The following is a 24,905-nucleotide window of genomic DNA, read 5'->3' on the forward strand; positions in this document are numbered from 1 at the left end:
CATTTTCTCGTCTGTTATGAATGGCTTGTTCGGGGTTCCTCAGCGCAGCATCAAAACGCTGCAAGCCTCGCCCGCGGCTGCTGCAGGGGCAAACGGCGCCCGCACGATCAGCCCGTTGGCGTCGGCCAGCATTCTCAGCATTGAGGAATCCTGGATACCGAACGGCGTCGCCACCGGTACGCCGTCATCTTCCCTGACCACGGCTCGGACATAGTCCTGGCGCAAATCATTGGCCGGCATTGCGGCGCCCAATCGCGCTTGGCGAACGTCCTGGCGATGATTGCGGCCGCCGAGCCGCGCCAGCAGCGGCTTCAGGAACAACTGCGAGCAGACCAGGCTTGCCACCGGATTGCCGGGCAGGCCGATGCACCTGATATCGCCGAGGCGGCCGAACATCAGCGGCTTGCCGGGGCGCATGGCGATCTTCCAGAAGCCGAGCGTCATGCCTTCGCCGGTCAGCACGTCGTGGATCAGGTCGTGATCGCCGACCGAGGCGCCACCAAGCGTCACGATGACATCCGCACCGGCCGCGACCGCTTGTCTGATCAGGGCAGCGATAGCCTCCTTGCGATCGGCGGCAATGCCGAGATCGAGCGCGCGGGCGCCGACCGATTGTGCAGCAGCGGCAACGCCATAGGCATTGGACGAGATGATCTGGTCCGGGCCGAGATCACTGCCCGGCGGCAGCAATTCGTCGCCGGTGGCGATGATGGCGACCAGCGGCCGTTTCACCACGCTCACCCGGGGATGGTTGGCCGATGCTGCCAGCGACAGTGCCGCCGGGTCGAGCAAGCGGCCTTTCTCCAGCAGCATGTCGCCTGTTGAAAAATCGAGCCCGATGCGGCGGATATTGCGCCATTGCGCTGTCGGCTCGATCACTTCGATATCGCCGCCGCCGAGGTCGCGGACATTCTCCTGGATGACGATGGTGTCGGCGCCTTCGGGCAGCGGCGCGCCGGTGAAGATGCGCACGGCCTGCGTCTGGCCGACCGTGCCGTCGAAGCCACGTCCAGCCGGCGCTATGCCGATCACCGACAGCCTGGATGGGACCGACGTGACGTCGGCGGCGCGCGCCGCATAGCCGTCCATGGCGGAAGCATTGAAAGGCGGCTGGGTGCGAAGAGCAACGACCGGTTCCGCCAGAACACGATCCACCGCCTCGAACAGAGGAACGCTTTCGCCGGCTAGAGGTGCCGCACCATCAAGCAAGCGTTCAAGCGCCTCCGCGATAGGAACCAGCGCCATCAGGCGCTCGCCTTGTAGTCACCCGACTTGCCACCCGTCTTTTCGACCAGGCGGATGCCGGAGATCACCATGGCGCGGTCGACTGCTTTCGCCATGTCATAGATGGTCAGGCAGGCTACCGAAGCGGCCGTCAGCGCTTCCATCTCGACACCCGTCTTGCCGGTGACGCGGGCGAGTGCTGTGACCTTCAGGCCCGGCAAAGCATGGTCGGGCTCGATGTCGACGGAAACCTTGGTCAGCAGCAGCGGATGGCAGAGCGGGATCAGTTCATGCGTCTTCTTCGCCGCCATGATGCCGGCGATGCGCGCGGTGCCGAGCACATCGCCCTTCTTGGCGTTGCCGGCGAGGATCATCTTCAGCGTCTCGGACTGCATCGCGACAAAGCCTTCGGCAATCGCCGTGCGCGTCGTCTCCGCCTTGTCGCCGACATCGACCATGTTGGCTTCGCCGTGCGCGCCGAGATGGGTAAGGCCTGATACCATCGTCAGATAGCCTCGGCCAAAGCCTTGCCTGTCAGCAGCAGGCGCGTCGCCGCGGTGACGTCCTGTTGCCGCATCAGGCTCTCGCCGACAAGAAAAGTGCCGATGTCGCTCTTTTGCAGCCTGAGGCAGTCGTCATGTGAGAAAATACCGCTCTCGCTGACCAGCAAGCGGTCGGCCGGAACCATCGTCGCCAGCCGCACTGAAGTGTCGAGGCTGGTCTCGAATGTGCGCAGATTGCGGTTGTTGATGCCGATCAGCCGCGACGACAATTTCAGCGCGCGCTGCGTCTCGGCCTCGTCATGCACTTCGACCAGTGCATCCATGCCGAGTTCGAACGCCGTCACCTCAAGTTCGCTCGCCAGCGCGTCGTCGACGCTGGCCATGATGATCAGGATGGCATCCGCGCCCCAGTCGCGGGCTTCGTAGACCTGATACGGATCGAACAGGAAATCCTTGCGCAGCGCCGGCAGCGCGACGGCGGCTCGCGCCCGGGTGAGAAATTCAGGCGCACCCTGGAAGGAGGGTGCATCGGTCAGCACCGAAAGACAGGCAGCACCACCCTTGGCATAGGCCTGCGCCAGCGCCGGTGGATCGAAATCGGCACGGATCAGACCCTTGGAGGGGCTCGCCTTCTTGATCTCGGCGATCAGCGCGAAGGCGCCGGATTTGCGCTTCGCTTCCAGTGCGGCAAGAAAACCGCGCGGTGCGTCGGCATCTTTTGCCCGGGCCTTGATTTCGGCCAACGGCACGCGTGCCTTTGCCGCCGCGATCTCGTCGCGCTTGTAGGCCTCGATCTTGCGAAGAATGTCAGACACGCTCTATCCGTTATCCGTTCGAAATCTCGACCAGCCTGTCGAGCACTTGCAGGGCACGGCCGCTATCGATGGCTTGCGCCGCCGCCGCGATGCCGTCGCCAAGCGTCGTCGCCTTGCCGGCCACAACCAGTCCGGCACCGGCGTTCATCAGCACGGTGTCGCGATAGGCGCCGGCGCCGCCGCCCAGCATATCGCGCAAGGCCTTGGCGTTGTAGTCCGCATCGCCGCCGCGCAACTCATCCTTGCTATGGCGCGCCAGCCCAACCGCTTCAGGGGTCAGCGTGAAGCTGCGGATTTCGCCGCCGATCAGTTCGGCGACCTGCGTCTCGCCGGTGGTGGTGATCTCGTCATAGCCGTCGCCATGGGCGACCCAGACATGCTCGGCACCCAGCGCCTTCAGTGTCTCGGCAACCGGCAGGATCCATTCCGGCAGGAACACACCGACCAGCTGCCGCTTGACGCCGGCCGGATTGGAGAGCGGCCCGAGCAGGTTGAATATGGTGCGGGTGCCGAGTTCGACGCGGGTCGGGCCGACATGCTTCATCGCAGGATGATGCGCGGGCGCGAACATGAAGCCAACGCCTGCCTCGTGGATGCAACGGCTAATGAAATCGGGCGAGATGTCGATCTTGACCCCGAGCGCCACCAGCACATCGGCTGCCCCTGTCAGCGACGACAGGCCGCGATTGCCGTGTTTGGCAACCGGCACGCCGCTGCCGGCAACGACGAAGGCCGATGCCGTCGAAATGTTGACGCTGTGAGAATTGTCGCCGCCGGTACCGACGATGTCGACGGCATCGGTGGGCGCGTCGACGTGCAGCATCTTGGCCCGCATGGTTGCGACGGCGCCGGAAATCTCGCTCACCGTCTCGCCGCGCACGCGCAGCGCCATCAGGAAACCGCCGATCTGGCCGGGGGTCGCGTCACCCGACATGATGATGTCGAAGGCCTCGCGCGCTTCCTCAAAGGAAAGCGCGCTACCGGTCGCGATCTTGGCGATATGGGTTTTCAGCGCGCTCATCTTGTCGAGGCTTGGGCGACGGCGGCCTGGTCGATGCGAACGTCGTACTGTGTCTGCAACTGTGCCACCAATTGGTCGAGCAGATCATCCGACATGCCGGAGGTGAAGGATTTCTGCGCATCGTCCGGCACCGAGCTGGCATCGGCTCCGGCGGGCTCGAAGACTTCGGCGACCTTGTACAGGATCTGTCCGTCGCCGGTGGGCGAGGGGATCAGGCCGGTACCGCCTTCGCCAACGCCGAACATTGCTGCGGCGCCTTCCTTGCCGAAATCGACATCGTCGGCCTCGCGCTTGACACCGCGCTTGGTCTGCTTTTCCAGCTTCAGTTCGCTGGCGATGACATCGAGCGTTGCGCCGGCCTTGAGCCGCTTTTCCAGCTCGTCAGCCTTGGCGGCGAGCCGCTTGCTTGTTTCCGCCGCCGTCCAGTCGGCCACGACTTTCTGACGAACCTCATCCAGCGTGCGGTCGCGAGCCGGCGTGATGGACGCCACCTCATAGAAGACGAAGCCGTTGTCGGCTGTGGTCAAGGCATCGTTTTCCGTGTTGGGTTCGGCGTCGAAGACCGCTTTGATCAGCTCCGGCGATTGCGGCAGGTCCTTGACGATGCTTGCATCTGGCCGCAGCCCACTGCGATCGATGGCGTCGATGGTGACGATCTTCAGCTTCAGCTTGGCCGCGGCCTCTGCCAGCGAACTGCCGGCGGCGCGGGTGTCATCGTAATTGTCGCGCACGTCCAGAAGGATGCGGCTTGCCTCGCCCAGCGCCAGATCCTTGCGGATCTGATCGGACACCTCGGCCAGTGGCTTCACCACCTCGGGCTTGATCTCGGTGACGCGCAGCAGCACCGGACCGAAGGCGCCTTGCACGACCTGGCTGACTTCATTGGCATTGAGCGAAAAGGCCGCGTCGGCGACTGCCTTGTCGGCGATCTTGTCCTTGGCAAGCGTGCCGAGCAGCGTGTCTGCCGGCGTCTTGCCTTCCGCCGTGACCAGCTTGTCGAAAGTAGCGCCGGCCTTGAGCGAATCGAGTGCGGCCTTGGCCGCATCCGGCGTCTTGAACACGAGCTGCTCGACGGTGCGCAGTTCCGGCGTGGTGTAACGCGCCTTGTTCTTGTTGTAGTCGTCGCTGACTTGGCTGTCGGTGACGGCGGTCGTATCCATGATGTCGACGGGTTCGAGGCGGACATAGGAGAATTTGCGGTATTCGGGTGCCGCATATGTCTTCTTGTTGGCTTCGAAATAGGCCAAGAGCACGCTATCGGACGGTGCCGCGATCGGCTCGACCAGTGCCTTGGGCAGCGTCAAATAGTCGATGGTGCGGTCTTCGCCGCGATAGAGTGCAACAGCCTTGAAGAAAGTGTCCGGAGCCTTGAGGCCATCCGAGACAGCCTCGACGATCTGCTGGCGCACCGCCACCTGGGCACGGTTCTTCAGATAGTCCTCGGGCCGCATGCCAATCTGCTGCAGCATGTATTCGAATGTTCTGCGGTCGAACTGGCCGCCCGGGCCCTTGAATGCCGGGTCTTCGCGCGTCAACTCGGCCAACCGGTCCTTGGAAAGTCCGAGGCCCAGCTTGCGGGCCTGTTCGTCGAGAACGGCGCCCGAGACGAGTTGCGCCAGCACCTGGTTGTCGACACCGAGTGCCTTTGCCTGTTCGTGGCTGAGACGCTGGCCGAACTGCTGCGACATGACAGCGAGTTGGCGATCATAGGCGAGACGGTATTCGTTGATCGACACTTTGGTGCCGCCGGCGGCAATGACCGAATCATGGCCGGCCAAACCGCCCATTAGCCGTCCGGAAACGCCCCAGACCAAAAAGCTGAGCACCAGCAGCACCAACAGCCCTTTCGCGACCCAGGTGCCTGCCGCGCTTCTCAATATACCAAGCATTTTTACTTCCGATTTATGCGCATTTTCGCATGCGCCGAGTCTGAAACAAGCGCAATAGCGCCCTTCCGGCCCACTGTCGATTGCTTTGTGGCCTGATTTTGGTAGTGAGGGCCAGAGCCCCGATATCATCCGGAGAAGCAAACCCATGACGCCAGGAATTCGCCCGCTCGTCGCCGGTAACTGGAAAATGAACGGCACCAGCGCCTCCCTCAACGAGCTCCGGATGATCGGCAACGGTTTCATGAGCGGACTTGACGCGGAGACCGAAGCGCTGGTTTGCGTTCCCGCAACCCTGCTTGCCCACGCTGCGGAGATCCTGTCACGCACGCCGGTGCATGCCGGCGGTGAGGATTGCCATACCAAGGAGAGCGGCGCCTACACCGGCTGCATCTCGGCGGAAATGCTCAGGGATGCCGGTGCGAGCCATGTCATCGTCGGCCATTCCGAATGCCGCGAGCAACGCGGCGAGGATGACGCCACAGTCCAGGCCAAGGCATCCGCCGCATGGCGTGCCGGGCTTGTTGCCATCATTTGCATTGGCGAGACACAGCGGCAGCGCGAAGCGGGCGCGACGCTGGACGTGCTGTCGCGGCAGGTCGACGGCTCGGTGCCGCCAAGCGCCACACCGTCCAACACCATCATTGCTTATGAGCCGGTATGGGCGATTGGCACCGGCCTGACGCCGACCGCCGCCGATGTGGCCGAAGCACACGCGCATATTCGCGAAAAGCTGTCGGAAAAGCTCGGCGGCGTTGCGGCCAAGGTGCGCATTCTCTATGGCGGCTCGGTCAAGCCTTCCAACGCGGTCGAATTGCTCGGCGTCAGGAATGTCGACGGGGCGCTGGTCGGCGGCGCCAGCCTGAAAGCGGCGGATTTCCTAGCTATTGCCGAGGCCTATCGCAATATTGCTTGAAGACATTCGCCACGCCGGACAGGGCTTCCGGTGCCTGAAATCGTTGCAAAGGACGGGTTGCTTCCCATATTCCGGCCACGGGCTTGGAAATGCCGTCAAAGCATTGTATTGAGCCGCCTCCAATTCACCGGTCGTGTCCGCGGCCGGGCAAGGCCTTGCCAGGATAAACTATGGAAACCGTACTGATCGTCATCCATCTCATGGTTGTGCTCGCCCTTGTCGGCGTGGTGCTGCTGCAGCGCTCCGAAGGCGGCGGCCTCGGCATCGGTGGCGGCTCCGGCTTCATGACCGCGCGTGGCGCTGCCAATGCGCTGACGCGTGCGACGGCGATCCTGGCGGCCGCCTTCTTCGCCACCTCCTTGACCCTGTCGATCGTCGCCCGCTACGGCGAGAAGCCGATCGACATCCTCGACCGCGTGCCGGCGACATCGGACGGTGCAGGCAAAGGCGTGCTCAACCAGTTACCCGGCACGACCACCCCGGCGCCCGCAGGCACCACCACGCCGACGCCGCCGTCAGGCAACGATGCCGCGGCTCCGGCCACTGCGCCTGCCGCCGGCTCGACGCCGCCGGCGACCAACGGCACGGCTCCCGCCGCGCCGGCGGCCCCGCAGGTTCCAAACCAGTAGTCTTCGGCGGCTGAAGCCGCGATCTGTGCTCGTTTGAACACAGTCGCGGCAAATGCAGCGAGATCACAAAGATTCGACTGGGTGAGGTACGACCTCACGCTTGAGGCCCCCGCGCTTATTCGACTATAGATTGCGCGCGGCACTTCCGGCGCCCTTGGGGGGCGCTGGGCGACGCCGTGGGCAACACGCATAGAACGATCGGATCTTCGCCATGCAGCTTCGCAGCTTCATTTTCCTGGGACTTTGTGCCGCAATCGGCATCAGTTCCCCCGCTTTCGCTGGCGTTCCAGCCAATATGGCCGCACAGCCTTCGGTTGAAACAACCTCCGCCATCAACGTCGCCGTCAAAAGTGACGCGTCGCAATTGAAGCTTCTCAAGAAGAAGAAAAACCCGACGCCCGACGACCTCGCCCAGATCAAGAAGATCGAGGCCAAGATCGTTGCCGACAAGGAGGCCGCCAAAGCCAAGGCGCTCGAAGCCAGGAAACTGGCGATGCGCGAGGCGGCCAAGGCCAAGGCCGACGCTGAACGGCAGGCGTTCCTTGCCAAGAAGGGCAAGAGCGCGCCGGCAACCGAGGTGGCCGATGCCAAGCCGGCCAAGAAGCAGGTTGCCAAGATCATCGAGCCTATCGAACCGATCGCGCCGATCCAGTCGGCAGAGCCGCTTCCGGCAGAGGCGATGAACGTCGCCTTGACCGGCAACAATGGCGAGCTGCGCAGCGAGGTCATCGGCCAGAAGCAGCCGAGCAGCGGTGGTCTGTTCGCCGGTCTCTTCGGCGGCACCTCGTCCGGGTCTTCGATAAGCTATCTCCCTGAGACACGGGCTCTCGACCAGGTGCTCGCCAAGAGGGAAGCCAAGAAGCAGTTCAAGGTGAAGCCGGAATTCGTGCCGCAGGACGTGGAATTCAGCGGTTACGATGCGGGCACCATCGTCATCGACACCAGCGCGCGGCGCCTCTACCTCGTCGAATCGTCCTCCACCGCCCGCCGCTACGCCATTGCGGTCGGCCGCGAGGGTCTGCAGTACAAGGGTACGGTTGCGGTCGGCGACAAGCAGGAATGGCCGCGCTGGATCCCGACGCTGGACATGCAGAAGCGTGAGCCGAAGCATTACGGCCAGTACAAGGACGGCATGCCCGGCGGTGGTCAGAATCCGCTCGGCGCGCGCGCCATCTATCTCTATGACGGCAAGAAGGACACGCATCTGCGCATCCACGGCACCATCGCGCCGCAGTCGATCGGAACCAGCGCCTCGAATGGCTGCTTCCGCATGATCAACGAGCACGTCATGGACCTCTACAGCCGCGTCAGGGTTGGCACCAAGGTCGTTATCATCTGACGTTTTCGTCATCCTGCCGAAAGGGCCGGCTCAGCCGGCCCTTTTGTTTTGCCCTGTTCACGATCCGAGCGCCTTCTTGGGAAAAAACCTTCGCGGTGGTTTTTTCTCTGGCGGAATCAATCCGGCCGCGTTAAGCGATGACTCCCATGGCGCGATATGTATTCATCACAGGCGGCGTGGTTTCCTCACTTGGAAAAGGCATAGCCGCAGCGGCCCTTGGGGCTCTCCTGCAGGCGCGAGGCTATCGCGCACGCATCAAAAAACTCGACCCCTACCTCAATGTCGATCCGGGCACGATGTCGCCGTACCAGCATGGCGAGGTTTTCGTCACTGATGATGGCGCGGAAACCGATCTCGATCTTGGCCATTACGAGCGCTTCACCGGCCGCTCCGCCAATCAGCAGGACAACATCACCACCGGCCGCATCTACAAGAACATCATCGAGCGCGAGCGGCGCGGCGATTATCTCGGCGCAACCGTGCAGGTCATTCCGCACGTCACCGACGAGATCAAGAATTTCGTCCTCAACGGCAATGACGACTATGATTTCGTGCTTTGCGAGATCGGCGGCACGGTCGGCGACATCGAGGCGATGCCGTTCCTGGAAGCGATACGCCAGCTCGGCAACGACCTGCCGCGCAACAACGCCGTCTACGTGCATCTGACGCTGATGCCCTACATCCCGACGGCCGGCGAGCTGAAGACCAAGCCGACCCAGCATTCGGTCAAGGAACTGCGCGGCATCGGCATCGCGCCCGACATCCTGCTGGTCCGCGCCGATCGCGCCATTCCCAAGGAAGAGCGCAGAAAACTGTCGCTGTTTTGCAATGTGCGCGAAAGTGCCGTGATCCAGGCGCTCGACGTGCCGCATATCTACGATGTGCCGATGGCATACCATAGGGAAGGGCTCGATTCGGAAGTGCTGGCCGCCTTCGGCATCGATCCGGCGCCGAAGCCGCGCATGGAGCCCTGGCAGGCGGTGTCCAACCGCATCCACAATCCGGAAGGCGAGGTCACCATCGCCGTGGTCGGCAAATATACCGGCCTCAAGGATGCCTACAAATCGCTGATCGAGGCGCTGTCGCATGGCGGCCTGGCCAACCACGTCAAGGTCAAGCTCGACTGGATCGAATCGGAGATCTTCGAAAAGGAGGATCCGACGCCATGGCTGGAAAAGGTGCATGGCATCCTGGTTCCCGGCGGCTTTGGCGAGCGCGGTGCCGAAGGCAAGATACTGGCGGCGAAGTTCGCGCGCGAGCGCAAGGTGCCGTATTTCGGCATCTGCTTCGGCATGCAGATGGCCTGCATCGAGGCGGCGCGGTCGCTGGCCGGCGTCGAACATGCGTCTTCGACCGAGTTTGGTCCGACCGAGGAACCGGTCGTCGGCCTGATGACCGAATGGCTGAAAGGCAACATGCTGGAGAAGCGCCGGGAAACCGGCGATCTCGGCGGCACGATGCGGCTCGGCGCCTATCAGGCCGAACTCGCCAAGGGCTCCAAGATCGCCGAGATTTACGGCGACACACAGATTTTCGAGCGCCATCGCCACCGCTACGAGGTCAATATCGACTACAAGGAGCGACTCGAGGATTGCGGCCTGGTATTCGCCGGCATGTCGCCCGACGGCGTGCTGCCGGAGACGGTCGAGTATCCAGACCACCCCTGGTTCATCGGCGTGCAATATCATCCGGAACTGAAAAGCCGGCCGCTCGACCCGCATCCGCTGTTCGCCAGTTTCATCGAGGCGGCGGTGGAGCAGAGCCGGTTGGTGTAGCGATCAGGTCGGGCGGCAATGCAGACCTATGTCGCGCTGCTTTACAGCATCATCCTGGGCGAGGGCCGCCGGGTCGTCATGGCCGACCTCAAGGCCATGGCCGAAGAGCTCGGGCTGAACAACCCGCGCACGCTGGTGGCGACGGGCAATCTGGTCTTCGAGGCACCGGCAACTGATATCGCCGACCTGGAACAGCGGCTGGAAGCAGCCTTCGAAAAAACCTTCGGCCGCCATGTCGATATCATCGTGCGCGGTGCCGAGGACTGGCTGAAGCTTGCCGCCGGCAATCCGTTTCCAGATGAATCGAATGCGACCGCGGATCAGGTGGCGGTGCGCGTGATGCGCCGGCCGGTGCCGGACGAAGCCGTCACGGCGCTCGGCTCCTATGTCGGCAAAGACGAAAAGATGCACGCCGTCGCTGGCAATATCTGGATTGTCTTCTCGCGCGCCGCACCCAGTTCACGGCTTCTGACCGCAGCGAGCCACAAGCGTCTGGGCGTCGGTACCTCACGCAACTGGAACACGGTGCGAAAACTGGCCGAGATGGTGGGCAGTAGGCAGTAGGGAAGCAGTTCTCTACTCCCTCACACCTACTGCCTACTGCCTCATTTTCAAGCCTTTGCCGTCTTCGCTCCGGCGCCAAGGGCGGCGGTGCGCAGCACGTAGTAGATGATGCCGGCGATCGCCACGCCGAAGAACCAGCCATAGACGCCCCACCAGGACGGCAGCCAGTTGGTGAAGTTGGGCAGGATCGACGAGAAGATGGCGCCGATGCCGGCGGCGATGAATGCATTGACGTGCCAGCCGCCCTGGAAACGGAACTCGCCGTCTTCGCGGTAAAGCGCCTCAACGTCGATCTCACCCTTCCGGATCAGGTAGTAGTCGACCATCATCACCCCGAAGATCGGCCCCATCGTCGCGCCGATGATGTTGACGAAGGAAGCGGCACTGCCTTCCCATGGCGCGAAGGGATAGAGCAGCAGGGCAATGACGGCCGCGATATAGCCGCCCTTCTTGAAGTCGATCTGCCTGGGGAAGACGTTGGAGAAGTCGAAGGCCGGCGAGACGAAATTGGCGACCACGTTGATGCCCAGGGTCGCAACCGCAAAGGTCAGGGCTGCGAGCGCCGCCAGGAACCAGCTGTCGAATTTCGCCGAGATCTGGTCGGGATGCAGCAGCACCTCGCCATAGACGTCAAAGGCGGCAATGGTGGTGACGCCGGCGACCAGCGAGAACAGGATGAGGTTGATCGGCAGGCCCCAGATGTTGCCCTTGCGCAGCGATGCCTTGTCCGGCGCGTAACGGGCGAAATCGCAGAAGTTGAGATAGAGCGCCGAGAAATAGGTGACCCAGATTGCTGCCACCGCAAACAGCGAAGTCCACGAGCCGGGCGTGCCGGGCACGCCCGCGTCCTTCGTCTTGTCCAGCAACACGTCCATCGGGATGTCGCTGGTGAAGGCAAATCTCCCGGATTTGACGCAGAGATAGATCGCCAGGATCAGCATCATCACCCACACTGCGGGGCCGGCCCAGTCCTGGAAGCGGCGCACCGTTTCCATGCCGTTCTGGATGATCAGCAGTTGCAGCCCCCAGATGACCACGAAGCAGATCACCTCCAGGCCGGTATGGCCGAGGAAATGCGTGCTGGCGTTGAAATCGGCGAACCACTGCGTGCGGATCAGCAGCGCCACGATCGCGCCCGAGGCGGCGGCCGTCTGCGCGCCGTACCAGAAGCAGGCGACGATGGCGCGCACCAGTGCCGGTATGTTGGCGCCCCAGATGCCGAAAGAGGCGCGGGCAAGCACGGGGTAGGGCACGCCCGTCTTCACGCCGGCATAGCCGACCATGTTCATCAGCGCGTAGATGATCAGCGATCCGATGCCTATGGCGATGATGAAATTGACAAAGCCGCCGCAGAACAGGAACAGACTGGCGGCGAGATAGTAGCCCCAGAGGCTGTGAACGTCCGATGTCCAGACGTTGAAGATCGAGAATGGTCCCCAGTTTCGAACTTTGGCTGGAGCCAGATCCTCGTTATAGAGATCAGGTGAAGCACCCTGTATTGTCATTGCAATGGTCCCCTTTTGCAGCACGCGCCCTCACGCGTTGGCCGCGTGCAGGTTAAGCCTGCCGCAGGGGAACCGACAAGCAACCTATTTGCCGGCTTTGGCCTTAAAGATATTCAATGAGAACTGCGATTATCGATGCACGGCGATGGTGGGTCATCGCTGAGCCCGGCACGGATGATTCGAAGTTCGACGCCGGGATTCCAATCTGAAGCGGTAGGGCCATCTAAGCGATGGCCATAAGCTGCTTGTGATCCGCGACTTCGGCGAGCAGCCAATCCTGAAACAGGCCGGTGCCTGGTTTGTTGCCGATGCTGCGACGCTGATGCAGGTAAATGCCGGCCGGATAGGTGTGGCGGGCACGGAACGGGGCGACCAGTTTGCCTTGCTGCAGAAAATCTTGCGCCATCATCGTGTCCGCGAGCGCTATTCCCGCGCCATTGATCGCTTCGCGCATGATCAAGGTGCAATCATCCAGTGTTGTGCTGGATTTTGGCGTCGTTTCCAGAACGCCTTCCTGCTCCAGCCAACGCTTCCATCTCATGGTTTCGCATTCATGGATCAGATGATGATTGACCAAATCGGCCGGCGATCGCAGCGGCACAGGCCCCTCCAAAAGCGAAGGCGCACAGACCGGCGTCAAAAGCAGCGGGATCAGCAGCGTCAAAGCCGGGCCGGCCTTGTAGACGAACTCGTCGACAATGGCCAAATCGAAGTTGGCGCGCTTGCCTGAAGTGGAGATCTCCAGATCCACCGACGGATGCAACCGGCGAAAGTTCGGCAACCGGTCCGCCAGCCAAAGGTTCAGAACAGTGGGCACGCACAAGACCCGGACACGTTGGATCTTGCCGTGGCGCGACCCCTCGGAGAGGCTGACGTCATCGGTGGCGCGCCAGATGGCTTCGAACGCCTCCGAGAGGCTGCGTGCATAGTAGGAGCCCCTGATAGTTGGCGTTATCTGGCGAAAACCGCGTTCGAACAGGTCCTGGCCAAGATTTCGTTCAAGCGCGCGGATGTGGCGGCTGACAGCCGAGGGTGTCAGATGCAGTTCTTCCGCCGCGTCCTTGACGCTGCCGAGGCGAGCGGCGGCCTCGAAAGCGCGCATGCCATTGAGTGAGGGAAGGGCCATTGGCCGATCATGAATTGTCAGTTGAGTTTTTGTCAATCGACATGGGCAGAATTCGCGTTTGATCGCCTGCCCCGTTAGGGGATACCCAGAAGGCAAGAGCAATTAAGTCGTCTCAAGAAAGCGACTGTTTGGGGACCGGCATTATACCACGAACGGCGGAGACCGGCTTGACCAGTCTCCACCGGGGCGAGCGGAGCGTTGCTCGCTACCGGCTGGTATTGCCGCAATTGGAGAGAGCGCCAGCCTATGCCTCAATCGCCAGCGCCGGTTTTCGAGACCGCGGATGAGATTTCCGCCGAAGCCTCTGTCGTCGTGATTTTGCAAACTGCCCACACGGGCTTTGGCCCGCGGGCAGTCGCCCTGGATGCCGAGATGAGCGGGATCCTCTCTCGCGCCTGCTCCGACCCGGCCGCCTTGGCCGAATCCGGCACCTGCATCGATCTTATTGCTCCTCAGGCCGTATCGATTAAGCGCGTGGTCGTCCTGGCCTTGGGCAAAGCTGAAACCGTAACCGCCCTGTCGTTGGCACGCGCCGGCGGTCTGCTTGCCGCGCATCTGGAGGCCAAGGGAGAATGCGCGGCCACGCTGGTCCTGGACCCCATCGCCGGCGTTGACCTGCCCGGAGCCGAAATCCTGGCGCGTGTCGCGCTCGGCATGCGGCTGCGCCGCTATCGTTTCGACATGCGCAACCGGCGGCAAGGGGCGGGAGCGGATCGAACCTTGCGGGTGAAACTGGTCGGGGCCCGCGGCCCAAATCTGACCGCGGCGCTGGCGCGGATCAATGCCATCGCCGACGGTGTCGAATATGCACGCACCTTGGTCAACCTGCCGCCGAACCATCTCCATCCCGACAATTTCCATGATCATCTGGAGCCGCTGCGTGAAGCCGGAATCGACATCGAAATGCTCGATGCCGCGCAACTGAAGGAGCTCGGCATGAACGCGCTTCTTGCTGTTGGATCGGGCTCGGCGCGCCCGCCTAGGGTCGCTGTCCTGCGTTACCGGGGCAAGGGTGCGCCCGCTCAACCACTCGCTTTCGTCGGCAAGGGCGTCTGCTTCGATTCGGGAGGCCTCTGCATCAAGGGCGGAGCGCAAATGTTCGACATGAAAGCCGACATGGGCGGAGCGGCCGCTGTGGTCGGCCTGCTGATCGCGCTCGCCCGGCAAGGCAGCCCGGTACATGTTGTCGGTGTTCTCGGCATCGCCGAGAACATGCCATCCGGCACCGCGCTCAAACCGCGCGACATCATCACCACGGCCTCGGGACAGACCGTGGAAGTGTTCGACACGGACGCGGAAGGACGCCTGCTTCTGGCCGACTGCCTCCACTATGCAGCCACGCGCTTCAACCCTTCGGTGATCGTCGATCTGGCAACGCTGACCTATTCGGTGACGCGTGGCCTGGGCTCGATATTCGCCGGCCTGTTCAGCACCGACGATGCCATCGCGTCACAGATGATCGCGGCCGGAGAAACGGTCGGCGAACGGTTCTGGCGGCTGCCGCTCGACCGGGCCTATGATGAGGGCCTGCAATCGCCGTTCGCGGACCTCAGGCATCATGCCAAGGACATGGAGGACGGCGACGCTCCCTATGCCGCGGCCTTTCTGCGCCATTTCACGGAAGATCGCCCCTGGGTGCATCTCGACATCGCCAGCAAGGAACTGACCGACACCGATCGGCCTCTCGGCAGGCAAGGTGCCACGGCATTTGGCGTGCAGATGCTGGAAGAGTGGGTGCAGGTCAGCCGAAACATGAGTTAGGCCCCCGTCGTCACGGACAAATACAAGATGCCTTCAACCGCACTGGGAACTGGGATGTCATCTGAGATCATCGGCATGGAAGGACGGGGCGCTTTCGGTGCCTACGAGACCTGGTATCGGGTCAGTGGCGAACTCGGTGGCGAAAAGGCGCCGGTGGTGATCCTGCATGGCGGCCCGGGCGTCGCCCACAATTATGTCGATGCCTACAAGCTTCTTGCGCGAAGGGATCGCGCCGTCATTCATTACGACCAGTTGGGCTGCGGCAATTCCACCTTACTGCCTGAGAAGGGCGCCGATTTCTGGACACCTGGGCTGTTCATCGACGAGCTTGAAAACCTGGTCGACCACCTCGGCATTCGGGCGGGCTTCCATGTGCTCGGCCAGAGCTGGGGCGGCATGCTGGGCGCCGAATATGCCGTGACGCGGCCGCAGGGTCTGAAATCGCTGACCATTGCCAACTCACCGGCGTCCATGAAGCTGTGGGTCGAAGAGGCCAACCGGTTGCGTGCGGATCTGCCCGCCGATGTGCAGGAGACTCTGACCTGGCACGAGCAGGCCGGCACGACGGACGATGCGGCGTACCAGGCGGCGACGATGGTGTTCTACGAGCGGCATGTCTGCCGGGTCGTGCCTTTCCCGCCCGAAGTCACGGAAAGTTTCGCCCAGGTCGTGCGCAATCCGACCGTCTATAATCTGATGAATGGGCCGAACGAGTTCCATGTCATCGGAACGCTGAAGAACTGGAGCATCGTTGAGCGCCTGCCGGCCATCGATGTTCCCACATTGATCATCTCCGGACGTCACGACGAGGCCACGCCCGCGACCGTGCAGCCCTACAAGGACGGCATCAAGGGGTCTCGCTGGGAGATATTCGAGCATTCCAGCCACATGCCGCATGTCGAAGAGCAAGATGCGTGCATGCGGGTGGTGGGAGACTTCCTGGACCACAACGATAACTGAAAAAAGGGGAATCAAGACATGAAGAAACTGCTTCTGGCGGCAACAGCCGCGGCATTGCTGGCCGGTACATGGCTGGCCCCGGCACAGGCCGAATATCTCAAGGAGCACCGGGGCGGCACCATCCGCCTGCTGGCCCGCTCCGCGGCCGGAACGCTCGATCCGCACATCAATTACACGGACCAGGGCTGGCAAATGTACCAGCCGATCTATGACGGCCTGGTGGCCTTCCGCAAGGCCGAGGGCATGGACGGCTTCACCATCGTTCCCGATCTGGCCGAGGCCCTGCCGCAGGTCAGCAATGACGGTAAGACCTTCACCTTCAAGCTGCGCAAGGGCATCAAGTTCTCCAGCGGCCAGGATCTTGGCGTGAAGGACGTCGTCGCTTCCTTCCAGCGCATCTTCAAGGTTTCCGGACCCACCTCCGGCACGTTCTATGCTGGCATCGTCGGCGCGGACAAATGCCTGGCCGACACCAAGAGCTGCACGCTGGAAGGCGGCGTTGTCGGCGACGAAGCGGCCGGCACCATCACCATCAACATCACCAAGCCGGATGCCGAACTGCTCTACAAGCTGGCCTTGCCGCATGCCGTGGTCCTGCCGGCGGACACGCCCGCAGAAGACATGGGTTCCAAGCCCATTCCCAGCACCGGCGCGTACACGATCTCGGCCTTCGACCCCAACAAGGGCATGACGGTTTCCCGCAACCCCAATTTCAAGCAGTGGAGCGAAGAAGCCCAGCCGGACGGCTATCCGGATGTCGTCCAGTATGATTTCGGCTTGTCCGAAGAGGCAGCCGTCACCGCGATCCAGAACGGCGAAGCGGACTGGATGTTCGACGCTCTGCCCAGCGATCGCCTGGGCGAACTGGGCAGCAAATCCATGGACCAGCTGCACATCTCACCGCTTTCGGCGTGGTGGTACGCGCCGCTGAACAACCGTCTCGCACCCTTCGACAATGAAAAAGCCCGCCAGGCCGTTGCCTATGCGATCGATCGCAACACGCTGGTCAAGCTGTTCGGCGGCAAGGTGCTGGCTTCGCCGGTCTGCCAGGTCCTGCCTCCGGACTTCCCCGGCCATGAAGACTATTGCCCCTTCACCAAGAATCCGGGCGCCAAATGGTCGGCTCCTGATCTCGACAAGGCAAAGCAGCTCGTCGAGGACTCCGGCACCAAGGGCCAGAAGGTGACGATCATCGTCGAGGACACCGCCATTTCGCGGTCCATCGGCGTCTATCTGCAGAGCGTGCTGACCAGCATCGGCTATGTCGCCGACGTCAAGCCGATCTCGTCGAACATCCAGTTCACCTACATCCAGAACACCAACAACAAGGTGCAGATGTCCGTCACCCAGTGGTACAAGGACTATCCTGCGGCCTCGGACTTCCTGAACATCCTGTTCAGCTGCGCCTCCTTCCGTGAAGGTTCGGACGCCTCGATCAACATCGCCGGCTTCTGCGACAAGGAAATCGACGCCAAGATGCAAAAGGCATTGGACCTCGGCGTCACCGATCAGAAAGCCGCCGACAAAATGTGGGCTGAAATCGACAGGCAGGTCACCGACAAGGCACCTGCCGTCGGCCTCTTCACGCCGAAGCGGCTCGACTTTGTCAGCAAACGTCTCGGCAATTTCAAGTTCAACCGGCAGTTCAACTGGATGATCACCCAATCCTGGGTACAGTAATGGCCTGGGTGCAGTAACGAACCGCGGAGAGGCACGCGCGTGTCGAACCAAGCTGTCACCATGCCGCGCAAGACGCGAGGCCCCTGGGCCGTCGCGTTTGCGAAGCTGGCAACGGACGGGGCTGCCATGGCGTCCCTGGCCGTGTTCCTCCTCATCGTCCTTGCCTGCCTCAGTGCGCCTCTTTATGCGAAATGGGCAGGCGTGGATCCCTTCGCCTCGACGCTCGACGCCGTCATCCAGATCGACGGTGCCGACGTTCCGGTGATGGAACAATCGACGGAAGGGCTGGGGCTTGGCTACACACCGCTCGGCCCGACCTGGCGGCTGGGCAATTATTTCCTCGGCGCCGACAGCCAGGGCCGCGATGTCATGGCCAGGATGCTCTATGGCGGGCTGAGCTCGTTGTTGATCTCCGGAGCAGCCACTATCTTCACCCTGATCCTGGGCACGGCGGCGGGATTGATCGCCGGCTATTTCGGCGGCGTCACCGACACGGTGCTGTCGCGCTTCCTCGACATACTGTGGGCGTTCCCGATCTATCTGCTGGCGATTTCGCTCTCCATCGTCACCATCGCGCATGGCATCACGATCGGTCCGATCCAGATCGAGTCCGGCAGTCTGTGGCTGCCTGTCATCATCATCGGCATCGTCTACGTGCCCTATGTGGCCCGCCCAATCCGCGGGCAGGTTCTGGCACTGCGTAAAAGCGAGTTCGTGCTGGCCGCGATCAATCTGGGCGTGCCGGGGTGGCGCATCCTGTGGCGCGACATCCTGCCCAACGTCACCACCACGCTCATCGTCTTCGTGCCGCTGATGATGGCGCTAAACATGCTTACGGAATCGGCCCTTTCCTTCCTTTCGATCGGCGTGCAGCCACCCGCAGCGAGCTGGGGCACCATCATCCAGGACGGACAGGCGCTGCTTTACACCAGGCCATTGGTGGCGCTGGTGCCGGGGCTGGCGATCGCGGTTTCCGTCATGGCGCTCAATGTCTTTGGCGACGGCCTGCGCGACGCGCTTGATCCGCGCTCCAAGGTTCGGCTGGGGCGCGACTGATGATCTACGCCATCCTGCGCCGTTTCGGCCAGATGCTGTTCGTGATGTTCGGCATCTCGGTCATCGTCTTCCTGATTTTCTTCGCAACGCCGGGCGCCGACCCGGCGGCGCGGATCGCCGGCCGCAATGCATCGCCCGAAGTGCTGGAGGCGGTACGCCACAGCTTCGGCTTCGACCGGCCGCTCTACGTGCAATATGTGACGATGATGGAGAAGATCTTCGTCACAGGCGACTTGACCTCCTTCGTCAATCGTGGCTGGAAAGTGGTGCCGGCGGTGATGGATTCGATCCCGGTCACGCTCTCGCTGGTGTTCGGAGCAGCGATCCTGTGGGTGGTCGTCTCCATCATCATCGGCATCGCCGCCGCCGCCACGCGCGGCAGCTGGCTGGACAAGCTGCTGATGGCGCTAGGGCTGCTCGGTATTTCGATGCCGGTGTACTGGCTGGGCGAAGTGATGAACCTGATCACCCAGAGCCGCTACCACGACAGCTGGGCGTTCTCCTGGGTGCCACCGCTCGGCTACAAGAATTTCTCCGACGATCCGAAGGGCTGGTTTCTGACCCTGGTCATTCCCTGGATCACACTGTCCATTCTCTATATCGGCATTTACGGGCGCGTGCTGCGCGCGGCAATCATCGAATCGCTGCAGGAAGACTATATCCGCACGGCCCGGGCCAAGGGGCTGTCGGAAACCCGCATCCTGCTGCGCCATGCCTTGCGCACGTCGCTCATCGCCTTCGTCACTCTGTTCGGCCTGGATTTCGGCGCGCTGGTGGGAGGCTCGGCCTTGCTCACAGAGGTGGTGTTCGGGCTGCACGGCATCGGCAAGCTCACTTATGACGCTCTGCAGAATCTCGATCTGCCGATGATCATGGCGACGGTGATGTATGCGTCCATGTTCGTGGTTATCGCCAATGCGGTCGTCGATTTCGTCTACATCCTTCTCGATCCGCGCCTGAGGACATCATGATACTGTCGGTGCGCGACCTCAGAGTTTCCTTCCGCACAAATGATGGCCTGGTGCGGGCCATTGATGGCGTTTCCTTCGACCTCGAGGAGAGCGAGATCCTCGGTGTCGTCGGTGAGTCCGGTTCCGGCAAGACCGTGTCGCTGCTGGCCGTCATGGGTCTCATCACCGATCCCAACGCCACCATCGAAGGGTCGATCCGCTACAAGGGCCGCGAACTCGTGGGACTGCCCGCGCGCGAACTCAGGCGGCTGCGCGGCAACGAGATCGCGATGATCTTCCAGGATCCGATGACCGCATTGACGCCTGTCTACACGATCGGCTGGCAGATCGCCGAACAGATCCGCGCGCATCGCAACATCAGCAAGTCCAAGGCGATGGAGCGCGTCGAGGAACTGCTGGCCGAGGTGAATTTTCCTAACCCGCACGAGGCGATGTCGCGCTATCCGCACCAACTGTCCGGAGGCATGCGTCAACGGGCGGTGATCGCAATGGCTTTGTCCTGCAATCCGGCGCTGCTGGTGGCCGACGAACCGACCACGGCGCTCGACGTCACCGTACAGGCCGGTATTCTCGATCTGGTGCGCAAGCTGCGCGCGACGCACAAGTCGGCGGTCGTCTTCATCACGCATGACATGGGCGTGGTCTCCGAACTCGCCGACCGGGTCATGGTCATGTATGCCGGCCGCGTGGTGGAGCGCGGCAGTCGCGCGGAGCTGTTTTCCGATCCGCGACACCCCTATACGCGCGCGCTGCTGGGTTCGATCCCGCCGCTGACCGGCGAAAAACCACGGCGCCTGCCGGCCATTCCCGGTTCGCCGCCGTCATTGCTGCGATTACCGCAGGGCTGTGCGTTCGGTCCGCGGTGCCCGGTTCACTACGAGCCCTGCGAGGCCGGCAAGCCCGACCTCGGGAGCGGCACCCATGCCGCGGCATGCTTCAGGGTGGCACAGGCATGAGCGGACCGATGATCGACAAGAACCGCCCAATCCTCGAGACGCGTTCGCTGGGCAAGCGCTTTTCGATCGGGAGCCGCTTTTCTGCCGAGGGCAAGCGAACCGTCCATGCGGTCGACAATGTTTCCCTGACCGTGTGGCGCGGCGAGACGGTTGGGCTGGTCGGCGAATCCGGATGCGGCAAGTCCACGCTGGCGCGCTGTCTGGTGAGGCTCTACGACATATCGGACGGCGAGCTTCTGTTCGAAGGCAAAGACATCACCTCGAAGTCGCTGTCTGAACTCAGGCCGCTGCGGCGGCGCCTGCAAATGGTTTTCCAGGATCCGTCGGCATCGCTCAATCCGCGCCGGCGCGTCGGCGACCTGGTGGCCGAGCCGCTGCGCATCCATGGCAGGCTCTCGTCGAGCGAGATCACCAAACGCGTGGCGGAACTGTTCGACCTTGTCGGCTTGCTGCCGGATCACGTCATGCGGTTTCCGCACGAATTTTCCGGCGGACAACGTCAGCGCGTCGGCATCGCGCGGGCTATTGCCCTGAACCCGGACCTCGTGGTCCTGGACGAACCCGTCTCCGCGCTCGACGTGTCGGTGCAGGCGCAAATCGTCAACCTGCTTGCCGATCTACAGGAGAAGCTCAACCTCACTTACATATTCATCGCCCACGACCTGTCGGTGGTACGTCAGGTTTCAACCCGCATCGCGGTCATGTATCTCGGCTCGATCGTCGAAGAAGGGCCGGCGGAAGAAGTGTTTGCAGCACCAGCCCATCCCTATAGCCAGGCGCTGATCTCGGCGGTTCCCGTCGTGGAGACGACGCCCGGTGGGACGCGCAAGCGCATCATCCTCACCGGCGACGTACCGAGCCCGCTGAACCCTCCAACCGGCTGCCGTTTCCATCCCCGATGCCCGATCGCGGCGGAGCGCTGCCGTTCGGAGCGGCCGCAGTTACGGGAATACCGGCCCGGTCGCAAAGTCGCCTGCCACTTCCCCACGATGTAGGCGACACTCACCACCGCACGGGTGATCGCCTTCGCCTGACAGATTTCTAAAAAATTCCATTTTTGCCGGGAACCAACTGGCTATTGGCGCGTTTGGTGGGGTTCGATCGAGCGCATTGCGGTCGACCGGGAGGAAGCGATGGATCAATTGCATTTCTTTTCGCCCGTGCGGATTTCGCGCGGGCAGGGACACCCTTTGGAAGAAATCGATAGTGTTGCCGAAGCCATGATGTTCTTGCGGAAATGGCCGACGGGACGGCGCGGTCCGGTTTATCAGTGCGCGCTGAATTGTTGCTCGGCCGCCTTGTCGGGCCAGATGTCGGCCGAGGAAGCAAGGAAAGCGTTCACCGGCTTTGCCCGCATCACGCGTCTTCTCGATGACGACATGGCGTTGCCGGTGCCCGGCGAAAGCAAGGCAAGCGTACACGCGTTGCGGCGATAGGCTGTTGTCCTGACGGTCCCCACAAGGTCCCGCGCTGCAAGGCGCGGGACCTTGTGCCGCGCTCGGTTTGACGCATCGAAAGTTCGTCCTGCATGGCACACTTTCACAGCGGACGGTCGTTCATGCTTACTTCGGTCACGAGCTTGCGGCGAAGCGCCATGGTGTAGTCGTCTGGCCCCTTTGGCGTCATGACGAAGGCTTGGGAACCGCCAATCACCGATTTGGCAAAATAGGATGCCAGAGGTTCGCCGGGATTCTCATCCTCCGTCGGGATGGCGATGGCGTTGATCGTATATCCCTTGGCTATGGCGTTCGACCTGCTCGGCTGGACGGGAAGCCCGTCGTTGTTCTCGCCGTTGGAAGAGATATCGATGACTTTCTTGGCCGCCTTTCCCGGGAACCGGTCGAGCAGGAGACTGCCGATGTCGATAGCCGAGGAAACGGATGTTCCGCCACGCCCTCTGCGGATGAAGCCGGTATCGCCTTTCCTGCTGATCACCGCTGCCGCCGCTTTGGCATCTTCCAGTCCGCAGATGCTTGTCCAGGGCAGCACGACGCGTGCGTGTCCGGGGCTCGACCATTCAAAATAGGCAACGCCGATGCAGCCAACGTAATTCCGGCTGATAGCGGCGATGATCTCTGGCGAGGTGAGTGCCGCGGCATGTCCCTCGCGTTGCATATCGGCGATCTTTGGATCGATCGACGACGAGAAGTCGACCGCGAACACGATGGCGACGTCAACGTTCGCGGCATGGGCAGAGATCGCCCAAAACATCGAAGCTGCGACTATTCCTGTCACTCTCGAGATTGAACTGACCGGCGTCAGAATGCCCCAACCTTTCGTCCGTACCCGTTCACGAAAGGATAGGGGGGCGGCGTCCTGATGATATACACTGCCAAACATGTCATTCTCCATCTCGACATCCGGTCGTTTCAAAAAGCGAGCTCAACATGTGGAAATTTGGCGGGGCGCCTTGGCATCCACCCCGAACAGCAGCAGATCGGCCTTGGTCCACAAAAGATAACAGCCGAGCAAGGTCAGCGGCATGGCGAGTGCCGCGAAGGACCCGCCCGACCAGACCTCCGGCAGAGCTCGGCCGAGGGCGACGGTCGTCGCCAGCATTGCCGGCAACCGGCTGGCGAGCACCGCACTGCGGAACGGATCGGGCCAAGCGGCCGGCCACATCGGAATTGGCGTGCCGGGCCTGTGGAAGGTGCTGCCGAATTTGCCCAGGGCATGGAGCAGGCCAGAGGTCGCCGCAAGCAATGGATCGCCGAGCAGCAACAGGGCAATACCGAGTCCGATCGCACCCAGACCCGACAGGAAGTCGCCCAGACGGTTGAGGGTGGGATCGGGAGCATCCGGCCTTGCCCAGGCCCGGTGATAGGCCTCGCCGCCCCAGAAGAAGACCAGGGTGGTCAAGGTCAGCGCAACAGTGCCATGGCTGCCGGCGAAATATTCGATCACCGCCATGGTGACGCTGCTTCCCTCATGCAAGCCGACCGGCGCGGTAGCAATCTGGATCGCGAGACCGACAATGAGGCCGAGCGCGTTACCGCTGTTGTAATAGCCGCCCGGTCCCTTCATGCGGGCGCGAAGCGCCGAAACCAAATGTGCGATAGGAAGAAGGATCGTCCGCGCGTTCATCACTGCGCCCCCACGACAAGTCCTGCCGCCATCGGCAAGGCCACCGCCGCCTGGCTGATCGACGCCACTGGCCCCGTGTCGGGCGGCAGCCGGGGCCGGAATAGGTTTCGCATCACCGGCAAGGGTCATCACATTCCTCCACTGGACCTGAATTGTTGGGGTGACGATCGCCTGCCCAATTTGCGGCGGCAGCTGCAAAGGCAGGGGCCCCGTCGGAGGGTTGAACCGAAGCGGTTCGCAAGGACGTGCGTGCCTGCGGCGCTCGGTTCGACAGTGCCACGGACAGGATCGCACCCAGAATGATGGCGGCACCCAATGCGCTCGCGGACGAGCTCCGCTCGCCGAGAAAGATCGCCGCGCCCAGCGCCCCGAAAACGCTTTCTGCGCTGACGATCACGGCGGCGTGGCTGGCCGGCGTAAAGCGGAGGGCAACCGTCTGTATGCCGAAGGCAATCGCAGTGGAGAACACGCCGAGGATCGCCAGTTCCGGGCCGGCTGCGAATGCGGCGGCCAACGACAGATTGCCTTGCATTGCGCCGAGCGGCAGGGCGAAGGCTGCGGCGCCGAAGAACTGTGTCGCGGCTGCGGTGAACGGCCGCGCATGCACCTGCATGTGCCGGCCCAGCTCGACTGCCCAGAGCGCATAGCAGGCAGCCGAGAGGACAGCGGTGAGATCGCCACTGCTGAACCCGGCAATCCCATCCGACAACAGCAGGGCTCCAACAACGGTCAGCCCGGCGGCGACCGTGAGACTCGGCGTCGGACGTTCGCCTATGAGAAACCAGGCGGCCAGCGGTGTCATTACCGTTGCCGTGCTGACCAGGAAGCTCGCATTGGTGACGGAGGCGCCGAGATAGCAAAGCTGCTGGAGCGTGATGGAGATGGCAAACAGCGCGCACACCTTGGCCAAGCTGGAAAAATAGTCCGGCCCGAGCGGAAGCCGCCTCTCCATCAAGACAAAGGGCAACACAAGCAGGCCGCCGATCAGGCAGCGCAGACCCACCGCACTCAGCGCGTCGAGATGCACAAGCACCATCTTTTGCGAGACATTGCCGAAGCCCCACAAAGCGGCTGCGAATAGCAGCAGCAAATTGGCTCTTGTCCTGGACACGCGTCCCCCTCGAACCAAGCCTT

23 protein-coding genes are annotated in these 24,905 nt (G+C 62.5%); 13 read left to right on the top strand and 10 right to left on the bottom strand.

Annotated elements, in window-relative coordinates:
- Nucleotides 1–39 precede the first annotated feature (39 nt).
- From NKJ04_RS16395 to NKJ04_RS16415, 5 genes are read right to left on the bottom strand one after another with little or no spacing between them, the layout of a single operon-like run.
- Complete coding sequence (locus tag NKJ04_RS16395) at nucleotides 40–1,245, bottom strand: molybdopterin molybdotransferase MoeA (protein WP_352676356.1); 1,206 nt, start codon at nucleotides 1,243–1,245, stop codon at nucleotides 40–42.
- Nucleotides 1,245–1,727 carry a cyclic pyranopterin monophosphate synthase MoaC gene (gene moaC, locus NKJ04_RS16400; RefSeq protein WP_352676358.1) on the bottom strand — a complete coding sequence of 161 codons (483 nt, stop codon included), beginning with the start codon at nucleotides 1,725–1,727 and terminating at the stop codon, nucleotides 1,245–1,247. Before moaC ends, NKJ04_RS16395 begins: the two co-directional genes overlap by 1 nt.
- Before the next feature lie 2 nt (nucleotides 1,728–1,729).
- Nucleotides 1,730–2,542 carry an indole-3-glycerol phosphate synthase TrpC gene (gene trpC, locus NKJ04_RS16405; protein ID WP_352676360.1) on the bottom strand — a complete coding sequence of 271 codons (813 nt, stop codon included), beginning with the start codon at nucleotides 2,540–2,542 and terminating at the stop codon, nucleotides 1,730–1,732.
- A gap of 10 nt (nucleotides 2,543–2,552) precedes the next feature.
- Entirely contained in the window at nucleotides 2,553–3,563 is a 1,011-nt protein-coding gene (trpD, locus tag NKJ04_RS16410) for an anthranilate phosphoribosyltransferase (RefSeq protein WP_023812911.1), read from the bottom strand.
- Nucleotides 3,560–5,452, bottom strand: coding sequence for a SurA N-terminal domain-containing protein (locus NKJ04_RS16415; protein WP_352676363.1), 1,893 nt, complete (start codon nucleotides 5,450–5,452; stop codon nucleotides 3,560–3,562). The genes trpD and NKJ04_RS16415 overlap by 4 nt, the downstream gene beginning before the upstream one ends.
- A gap of 145 nt (nucleotides 5,453–5,597) precedes the next feature.
- Here NKJ04_RS16415 and tpiA point away from each other — a divergent pair, with 145 nt between their 5' ends.
- The 5 genes from tpiA to NKJ04_RS16440 all read left to right on the top strand — a co-directional run bounded on the left by tpiA (nucleotide 5,598) and on the right by NKJ04_RS16440 (nucleotide 10,672).
- The gene (gene tpiA / locus NKJ04_RS16420; RefSeq protein ID WP_352676365.1) at nucleotides 5,598–6,365 is read left to right on the top strand and encodes a triose-phosphate isomerase; all 768 of its coding nucleotides are present in this window, start codon (nucleotides 5,598–5,600) and stop codon (nucleotides 6,363–6,365) included.
- A 170-nt stretch (nucleotides 6,366–6,535) separates the two neighbouring features.
- A complete protein-coding gene (gene secG, locus NKJ04_RS16425) occupies nucleotides 6,536–6,994 on the top strand; it encodes a preprotein translocase subunit SecG (RefSeq protein ID WP_352676368.1) in 459 nt (152 codons plus the stop codon).
- 211 nt (nucleotides 6,995–7,205) lie between these two features.
- Nucleotides 7,206–8,333, top strand: a complete 1,128-nt coding sequence (locus NKJ04_RS16430; RefSeq protein ID WP_128303637.1) for a L,D-transpeptidase — start codon at nucleotides 7,206–7,208, stop codon at nucleotides 8,331–8,333.
- A gap of 137 nt (nucleotides 8,334–8,470) precedes the next feature.
- On the top strand, nucleotides 8,471–10,108 hold the full coding sequence (gene pyrG / locus NKJ04_RS16435) for a CTP synthase (RefSeq protein ID WP_352554855.1): 1,638 nt from the start codon (nucleotides 8,471–8,473) through the stop codon (nucleotides 10,106–10,108).
- An 18-nt stretch (nucleotides 10,109–10,126) separates the two neighbouring features.
- Complete coding sequence (locus tag NKJ04_RS16440; RefSeq protein ID WP_352554856.1) at nucleotides 10,127–10,672, top strand: DUF1697 domain-containing protein; 546 nt, start codon at nucleotides 10,127–10,129, stop codon at nucleotides 10,670–10,672.
- 47 nt (nucleotides 10,673–10,719) lie between these two features.
- Here NKJ04_RS16440 and NKJ04_RS16445 read toward each other — a convergent pair whose 3' ends face one another.
- Both NKJ04_RS16445 and NKJ04_RS16450 read right to left on the bottom strand, forming a co-directional pair.
- Nucleotides 10,720–12,177 (bottom strand): NCS1 family nucleobase:cation symporter-1, encoded by a 1,458-nt coding sequence (locus NKJ04_RS16445; RefSeq protein WP_352612265.1) that lies wholly within the window; start codon nucleotides 12,175–12,177, stop codon nucleotides 10,720–10,722.
- 223 nt (nucleotides 12,178–12,400) lie between these two features.
- Nucleotides 12,401–13,303 (bottom strand): LysR substrate-binding domain-containing protein, encoded by a 903-nt coding sequence (locus tag NKJ04_RS16450; RefSeq protein WP_128303639.1) that lies wholly within the window; start codon nucleotides 13,301–13,303, stop codon nucleotides 12,401–12,403.
- 246 nt (nucleotides 13,304–13,549) lie between these two features.
- On the opposite strand from NKJ04_RS16450, the gene NKJ04_RS16455 reads away from it, so the two are divergent.
- From NKJ04_RS16455 to NKJ04_RS16490, 8 genes are all read left to right on the top strand, one after another.
- A complete protein-coding gene (locus NKJ04_RS16455; RefSeq protein ID WP_352676374.1) occupies nucleotides 13,550–15,064 on the top strand; it encodes a leucyl aminopeptidase in 1,515 nt (504 codons plus the stop codon).
- 54 nt (nucleotides 15,065–15,118) lie between these two features.
- Nucleotides 15,119–16,024, top strand: a complete 906-nt coding sequence (locus tag NKJ04_RS16460; protein ID WP_352554859.1) for a proline iminopeptidase-family hydrolase — start codon at nucleotides 15,119–15,121, stop codon at nucleotides 16,022–16,024.
- Nucleotides 16,025–16,042: 18 nt separating this feature from the next.
- A complete protein-coding gene (locus NKJ04_RS16465; protein WP_023813927.1) occupies nucleotides 16,043–17,704 on the top strand; it encodes an ABC transporter substrate-binding protein in 1,662 nt (553 codons plus the stop codon).
- Nucleotides 17,705–17,743: 39 nt separating this feature from the next.
- Nucleotides 17,744–18,760: an ABC transporter permease gene (locus NKJ04_RS16470; protein WP_023813928.1), complete on the top strand. Its 1,017-nt coding sequence runs from the start codon at nucleotides 17,744–17,746 to the stop codon at nucleotides 18,758–18,760.
- Complete coding sequence (locus NKJ04_RS16475) at nucleotides 18,760–19,731, top strand: ABC transporter permease (protein WP_023813929.1); 972 nt, start codon at nucleotides 18,760–18,762, stop codon at nucleotides 19,729–19,731. Before NKJ04_RS16470 ends, NKJ04_RS16475 begins: the two co-directional genes overlap by 1 nt.
- Nucleotides 19,728–20,687 carry an ABC transporter ATP-binding protein gene (locus NKJ04_RS16480; RefSeq protein ID WP_013531724.1) on the top strand — a complete coding sequence of 320 codons (960 nt, stop codon included), beginning with the start codon at nucleotides 19,728–19,730 and terminating at the stop codon, nucleotides 20,685–20,687. The genes NKJ04_RS16475 and NKJ04_RS16480 overlap by 4 nt, the downstream gene beginning before the upstream one ends.
- Before the next feature lie 8 nt (nucleotides 20,688–20,695).
- Nucleotides 20,696–21,682: an ABC transporter ATP-binding protein gene (locus tag NKJ04_RS16485; RefSeq protein WP_502897935.1), complete on the top strand. Its 987-nt coding sequence runs from the start codon at nucleotides 20,696–20,698 to the stop codon at nucleotides 21,680–21,682.
- Nucleotides 21,683–21,820: 138 nt separating this feature from the next.
- Nucleotides 21,821–22,123, top strand: coding sequence for a DUF982 domain-containing protein (locus tag NKJ04_RS16490; RefSeq protein WP_352442414.1), 303 nt, complete (start codon nucleotides 21,821–21,823; stop codon nucleotides 22,121–22,123).
- A gap of 103 nt (nucleotides 22,124–22,226) precedes the next feature.
- Here the strand turns inward: NKJ04_RS16490 and NKJ04_RS16495 are convergent, their stop codons facing one another.
- From NKJ04_RS16495 to NKJ04_RS16505, 3 genes are all read right to left on the bottom strand, one after another.
- Entirely contained in the window at nucleotides 22,227–22,898 is a 672-nt protein-coding gene (locus NKJ04_RS16495; RefSeq protein ID WP_164892905.1) for a DUF1194 domain-containing protein, read from the bottom strand.
- A 171-nt stretch (nucleotides 22,899–23,069) separates the two neighbouring features.
- Nucleotides 23,070–23,900, bottom strand: a complete 831-nt coding sequence (locus NKJ04_RS16500; protein ID WP_352676386.1) for a hypothetical protein — start codon at nucleotides 23,898–23,900, stop codon at nucleotides 23,070–23,072.
- Nucleotides 23,884–24,882: a DMT family transporter gene (locus NKJ04_RS16505; protein WP_352676389.1), complete on the bottom strand. Its 999-nt coding sequence runs from the start codon at nucleotides 24,880–24,882 to the stop codon at nucleotides 23,884–23,886. The genes NKJ04_RS16500 and NKJ04_RS16505 overlap by 17 nt, the downstream gene beginning before the upstream one ends.
- Nucleotides 24,883–24,905 lie beyond the last annotated feature (23 nt).

The organism is Mesorhizobium sp. M0618 (assembly GCF_040320765.1).
Classification (GTDB): domain Bacteria; phylum Pseudomonadota; class Alphaproteobacteria; order Rhizobiales; family Rhizobiaceae; genus Mesorhizobium.

Excerpts from the sequence above, each read along its gene's own strand:
- NKJ04_RS16395 (WP_352676356.1), bottom strand. The coding sequence starts at position 1,245 with ATGGCGCTGGTTCCTATCGCGGAGGCGCTTGAACGCTTGCTTGATGGT.
- moaC (WP_352676358.1), bottom strand. The coding sequence starts at position 1,727 with ATGGTATCAGGCCTTACCCATCTCGGCGCGCACGGCGAAGCCAACATG.
- trpD (WP_023812911.1), bottom strand. The coding sequence starts at position 3,563 with ATGAGCGCGCTGAAAACCCATATCGCCAAGATCGCGACCGGTAGCGCG.
- NKJ04_RS16415 (WP_352676363.1), bottom strand. The coding sequence starts at position 5,452 with ATGCTTGGTATATTGAGAAGCGCGGCAGGCACCTGGGTCGCGAAAGGG.
- tpiA (WP_352676365.1), top strand. The coding sequence starts at position 5,598 with ATGACGCCAGGAATTCGCCCGCTCGTCGCCGGTAACTGGAAAATGAAC.
- secG (WP_352676368.1), top strand. The coding sequence starts at position 6,536 with ATGGAAACCGTACTGATCGTCATCCATCTCATGGTTGTGCTCGCCCTT.
- NKJ04_RS16430 (WP_128303637.1), top strand. The coding sequence starts at position 7,206 with ATGCAGCTTCGCAGCTTCATTTTCCTGGGACTTTGTGCCGCAATCGGC.
- pyrG (WP_352554855.1), top strand. The coding sequence starts at position 8,471 with ATGACTCCCATGGCGCGATATGTATTCATCACAGGCGGCGTGGTTTCC.
- NKJ04_RS16440 (WP_352554856.1), top strand. The coding sequence starts at position 10,127 with ATGCAGACCTATGTCGCGCTGCTTTACAGCATCATCCTGGGCGAGGGC.
- NKJ04_RS16445 (WP_352612265.1), bottom strand. The coding sequence starts at position 12,177 with ATGACAATACAGGGTGCTTCACCTGATCTCTATAACGAGGATCTGGCT.
- NKJ04_RS16450 (WP_128303639.1), bottom strand. The coding sequence starts at position 13,303 with ATGGCCCTTCCCTCACTCAATGGCATGCGCGCTTTCGAGGCCGCCGCT.
- NKJ04_RS16455 (WP_352676374.1), top strand. The coding sequence starts at position 13,550 with ATGCCTCAATCGCCAGCGCCGGTTTTCGAGACCGCGGATGAGATTTCC.
- NKJ04_RS16460 (WP_352554859.1), top strand. The coding sequence starts at position 15,119 with ATGTCATCTGAGATCATCGGCATGGAAGGACGGGGCGCTTTCGGTGCC.
- NKJ04_RS16465 (WP_023813927.1), top strand. The coding sequence starts at position 16,043 with ATGAAGAAACTGCTTCTGGCGGCAACAGCCGCGGCATTGCTGGCCGGT.
- NKJ04_RS16475 (WP_023813929.1), top strand. The coding sequence starts at position 18,760 with ATGATCTACGCCATCCTGCGCCGTTTCGGCCAGATGCTGTTCGTGATG.
- NKJ04_RS16480 (WP_013531724.1), top strand. The coding sequence starts at position 19,728 with ATGATACTGTCGGTGCGCGACCTCAGAGTTTCCTTCCGCACAAATGAT.
- NKJ04_RS16485 (WP_502897935.1), top strand. The coding sequence starts at position 20,696 with ATGATCGACAAGAACCGCCCAATCCTCGAGACGCGTTCGCTGGGCAAG.
- NKJ04_RS16490 (WP_352442414.1), top strand. The coding sequence starts at position 21,821 with ATGGATCAATTGCATTTCTTTTCGCCCGTGCGGATTTCGCGCGGGCAG.
- NKJ04_RS16495 (WP_164892905.1), bottom strand. The coding sequence starts at position 22,898 with ATGTTTTGGGCGATCTCTGCCCATGCCGCGAACGTTGACGTCGCCATC.
- NKJ04_RS16500 (WP_352676386.1), bottom strand. The coding sequence starts at position 23,900 with ATGACCCTTGCCGGTGATGCGAAACCTATTCCGGCCCCGGCTGCCGCC.